Genomic DNA, 3692 nt, shown 5'->3' with positions numbered 1-3692 from the left:
AGAGGTGGCCCCGTTCGTTCGGACATTTTTTTCGATTTTTAAGTGGAACGCTGGGCGGTCACGCTGCCGTTTTTATCGCGGGCAGCATCGCGAAGTAAGCTTCGTCCGGAGTCTTGTCCGACAGACTTGAATGAGGCCTTTGCTGGTTGTACCACGTCAGGTAATGGTCGATCGACTTCCTTGCGTGAGCGACAGATTCATAAGCCTTCAAATACACCTCTTCGTACTTCACGCTGCGCCACAGCCGTTCGATAAAAACGTTGTCCCGCCAGCTTCCCTTGCCATCCATCGACAAAGCGATTCCGCGCGAGAGGACCGCGTCGGTGAAGTCTGTACTGGTGAATTGGCTGCCTTGATCTGTATTGACGATCTCAGGCAATCCATATTTCGCGAATGCTTCTTCGAGCGCTGCCACCGCATGCTCAGCTTCCATCGTGATCGCGACGCGGTGCGCTAAAACACGGCGGCTGGCCCAATCGATCACGGCAGTGAGGTAGACGAAGCCGTGTGCCATGGGCACGTATGTCGTGTCCAATGCGTACACCTGGTTGCTGCGCTCGATCTTCCGATCGCGCAGCAGGTACGGCCAAATCTTGTGAGCCAGATGTTTGCGGCTCAAGTTCGGCTTGCGATACAGCGCCTCGATGCCCATTTTGCGCATCAACGTGCCGACGTGCTTGCGTCCAATCGCGATGCCCTCTCTCTTGAGCAAGCGCATTAACATGCGCGCGCCGGCAAACGGATGCTCCAGGTGCAACTCGTCGATCCGGCGCATGAGCGCCAGATCCGCGACACTGACCGGGCTCGGCGCGTAGTACGCACTGGATCGGCTAATGCCGACCAGCTTGACCTGCCGGGCAACCGGCAGGGGGTGGGCACGATCAATCATTTCTTTGCGCTCAGCAAGCCTGCCTTGCCGAGCGCGCCGGACAAAAAATCATTCTCCAGCGCCAGTTGGCCGATCTTCGCGTGCAGCGTCTTCAGGTCTATCGGCGGCTCATTGACGGGCGCGCCCGCCCCGCCGAACACATCAGCCGCTCGTTCTTGCAACTGCCGCTTCCATTCCGTGATCTGGTTCGGATGAACCTCAAACTGCTGCGCCAATTCTGCCAGTGTGCGCTCGCCACGTACTGCTGCCAGTGCCACCTTCGCCTTGAACGCCGCTGAGTGCGTGCGCCGGGTTCTCTTCGTCATCGTCTGGTTTCCTTTGTAGGCATTATGCCTATCTCAGAACCCACCGATTCCACCTAACCGACTGTCCAGATTTCCGGGGCCACCTCTCCTCGATCCCGCGATACCAGAGCGCCATCGGGCATACAAACCGGTGCGTCCAGCCATCTCTCGATGTATAGCAGCACCCACTTGCAGTTCGTATGTCGACGAAGCGCGCGCATCAGAAGTTGATGGTCGATATTATCGAAGAAGCCCTTAATATCGAGATCAAGCACCCAGTCTGAGCGCCAGCAACGCTGACGCTCGACTGTAAGGGCCTGATGCGCTGAGCGGCGCGGCCGATAACCATACGAATCGTCATGGAACACAGGCTCCAGAATCGGCTCGAGATATCGCCGTACCACCATCTGCGCGATGCGATCCGACACGGTCGGGACGGTCAGCGCGAACTGCACAAGTGCTCAGCGAGCATTTGGGATGGGCTGAGATTCGTCACCCGTTCCATCCCCTCAGGGGCCAACGCTTTCCCGTTCTGAAGGAGCGCCGCGTCGCAGGCACCGAGACATTGCTTCTGCGCGATACAGAACGCGGCAGCTTTAGCATTGCGCGCGAATGGACCGACTGGGGCACACCGACTGTCCACGACGACGCCATCGCGTCCGTGTGCTGCTTCGATCTGGGCATGTTGTTGGAGCTGGTCACGCTGATCGACCAGCTTGCCCCATCCAGGAACGCCTTCAACTATTATGCAGAGAAGAAGGCATCAGACCTGAAGCACAGGAGGGCCTCTGCGAAAGGGGCCCCGCATAAAAATATACCCTGCATTAAATCTGTTACGCGGTGCACCGCGTAACAGATTTGAAGTCAAGATCGTGGCCGCCCGCTCATAACGCTCGGCGATCAGGTCGTGGAAGTCTTCATCGTCCGGCGAACGCAGTGGCTTGAGTCCGAAGTCGTCAATGATCAGAAGTGGAAGCTTGGCGAGATACTGGAAACGGCGGTCGTAGGTGCCCACAGCCGCCGCGCTGCGTAGACTTGCTAGCAAATGGCTTTGCGTAGAGAACAAGACATCGTGTCCTTGCCGCGCAGCTGCGTGTCCCAGCGCGTGTGCGAGATGACTCTTGCCAGTCCCACAGGGGCCGGCGATCAGAACCGCAACTTTCTCGTCGATGAATCGGCCTGTGGCGAGGTCATGGATGGCGGCTCGATTCAAACCGGGTACGCGGCGAGCCGTACGCACGCTCATACCTGCTTTCGCGGCGGCAACTTCCTGTGTGTGGTCTTTGCGCTTGGTCATGTAGAGATGAACCTGTCGATCGGTGATGTGGGTTCCAGACATTGGCGAACTGCTCTTTAGCTGCAGTCGACCATCCTATTCCCCGCCGAATCAGCGCTGCCGGTGGTTCGTCGTCTACGGCGGCTACGCCGCCTTCGACACCTCACCACCGGCCATCATAGTTGTCGCAAAAGCGGACTTCCCAATTGTCGCGCACCAGCGTTGTGATATGCATCGCCAAGTGAATAGGCGACCCCCGCCATAGTAAGTCCGAGCACCGACGCGATAACTGCCCAAGGCCAGTCGTACAAATTTTTGGAGAGCGGTTCGGTACCTGTGTCGCCATCCGTTTTCGATTTGGCGAGGCCGTCTGTTGAAGATTTCATTCTCTATTCCTTTGCAAGATATTCTGACGTTGCCCGCGAATTTCGGATCCCTTAACTGAGCGAGATTATGCCACCCGTTGGTTCTGGGCGGCGTACCAGTCCCGCTCGAATTGCATCGGGCTGACGTAGCCCAACGTCGAGTGCAAGCGCGAATGATTGTAGAAGCTCAACCAGTCGATTACCTCGTCCATCGCTTCGCGACGCGTTGCAAAGCGCTGGCCGAGGATGCGTGCACGCTTGAGCGATCCCCACAGGCTCTCGGTCGGCGCGTTGTCCCAGCAATTGCCTCGACGGCTCATCGAACTGCGCATGCCGTAGCCCTTGAGCAGGTCCTGGAAGTCATGACTGCAATACTGGCTGCCACGGTCACTGTGGAGGATCAGGCCCGCTTGCGGACGGCGGCGAAACCACGCCATACGCAGCGCATCAGACACCAGCTCCGTGCGCATGTGCGGCTGCATCGACCAGCCCACCACCTGACGGCTGAACAGGTCGAGAATGACGGTCAGAAACAGCCAACCCTCGTCCGTCCAGATGTAGTAAGCGCTAGTTTAAGCACACGTTGAAGTTGAAGTTTTCGAGTTGAACAATGACGGCTTCGTTAATGAAGGAGTCGGCAGATGGCAAATCGATACGATGAGCGCAGACAGGTGTGGGCCAAGCGATTTGAGGACCAGAAGAACTCTGGTCTGAGCGTGCTGGCATGGTGCAAAGCGGAAGGGGTGAATCAGTCTGGATTTTACAGGAGCCGCCGTCGCATGCTCGAAGTGAGCGGCTCGCAGGCCAAGACGAACTTGATTGCCGTGCCGATGAACCCAGGCGTTGATCGCGAGATGCGGTTGGACGATGAGAATTGC

General features: G+C 57.7%; 5 protein-coding genes and 2 pseudogenes. 2 read left to right on the top strand and 5 right to left on the bottom strand.

Going from position 1 to position 3692, the window contains the following annotated elements; all coding sequences use genetic code 11:
• Positions 1 to 58: 58 nt before the first annotated feature.
• Positions 59 to 1194, bottom strand: a protein-coding gene (locus BSU04_RS21515) for an IS3 family transposase (protein ID WP_089162511.1) whose coding sequence is annotated in 2 segments (ribosomal slippage) — positions 59 to 930 and positions 930 to 1194 — 1137 coding nt in all. Because the reading frame shifts where the segments join, the coding sequence is not laid out codon by codon here.
• A gap of 53 nt (positions 1195 to 1247) precedes the next feature.
• A complete protein-coding gene (locus BSU04_RS21510) occupies positions 1248 to 1628 on the bottom strand; it encodes a reverse transcriptase domain-containing protein (protein WP_256927638.1) in 381 nt (126 codons plus the stop codon).
• A gap of 2 nt (positions 1629 to 1630) precedes the next feature.
• On the opposite strand from BSU04_RS21510, the gene BSU04_RS21505 reads away from it, so the two are divergent.
• Positions 1631 to 2026: a Y4bD/Y4pK family protein gene (locus tag BSU04_RS21505; protein ID WP_256983169.1), complete on the top strand. Its 396-nt coding sequence runs from the start codon at positions 1631 to 1633 to the stop codon at positions 2024 to 2026.
• Here the strand turns inward: BSU04_RS21505 and BSU04_RS21500 are convergent.
• From BSU04_RS21500 to BSU04_RS21490, 3 genes and pseudogenes are all read right to left on the bottom strand, one after another.
• Positions 2027 to 2398 (bottom strand): annotated as a pseudogene (locus BSU04_RS21500) (ATP-binding protein); the annotation flags it as partial.
• Between the two features lie 227 nt (positions 2399 to 2625).
• Positions 2626 to 2835, bottom strand: a complete 210-nt coding sequence (locus BSU04_RS21495; protein ID WP_089162510.1) for a hypothetical protein — start codon at positions 2833 to 2835, stop codon at positions 2626 to 2628.
• Between the two features lie 65 nt (positions 2836 to 2900).
• Positions 2901 to 3374: pseudogene (locus tag BSU04_RS21490) on the bottom strand (IS3-like element ISBxe1 family transposase); the annotation flags it as partial.
• An 81-nt stretch (positions 3375 to 3455) separates the two neighbouring features.
• On the opposite strand from BSU04_RS21490, the gene tnpA reads away from it, so the two are divergent.
• Positions 3456 to 3692 (top strand): IS66 family insertion sequence element accessory protein TnpA (tnpA, locus tag BSU04_RS21485; RefSeq protein ID WP_218827326.1); only part of this gene is annotated, 237 nt, incomplete at its 3' end.

The sequence above is a fragment of the Caballeronia sordidicola genome (genome assembly GCF_002220365.1).
Classification (GTDB): domain Bacteria; phylum Pseudomonadota; class Gammaproteobacteria; order Burkholderiales; family Burkholderiaceae; genus Caballeronia; species Caballeronia sordidicola_C.
This window is presented reverse-complemented; position numbering and strand designations above follow the sequence as displayed.

What these genes read in the sequence shown, in the direction of transcription:
- BSU04_RS21495 (WP_089162510.1), bottom strand. Translation starts at nt 2,835, where the DNA reads ATGAAATCTTCAACAGACGGCCTCGCCAAATCGAAAACGGATGGCGAC.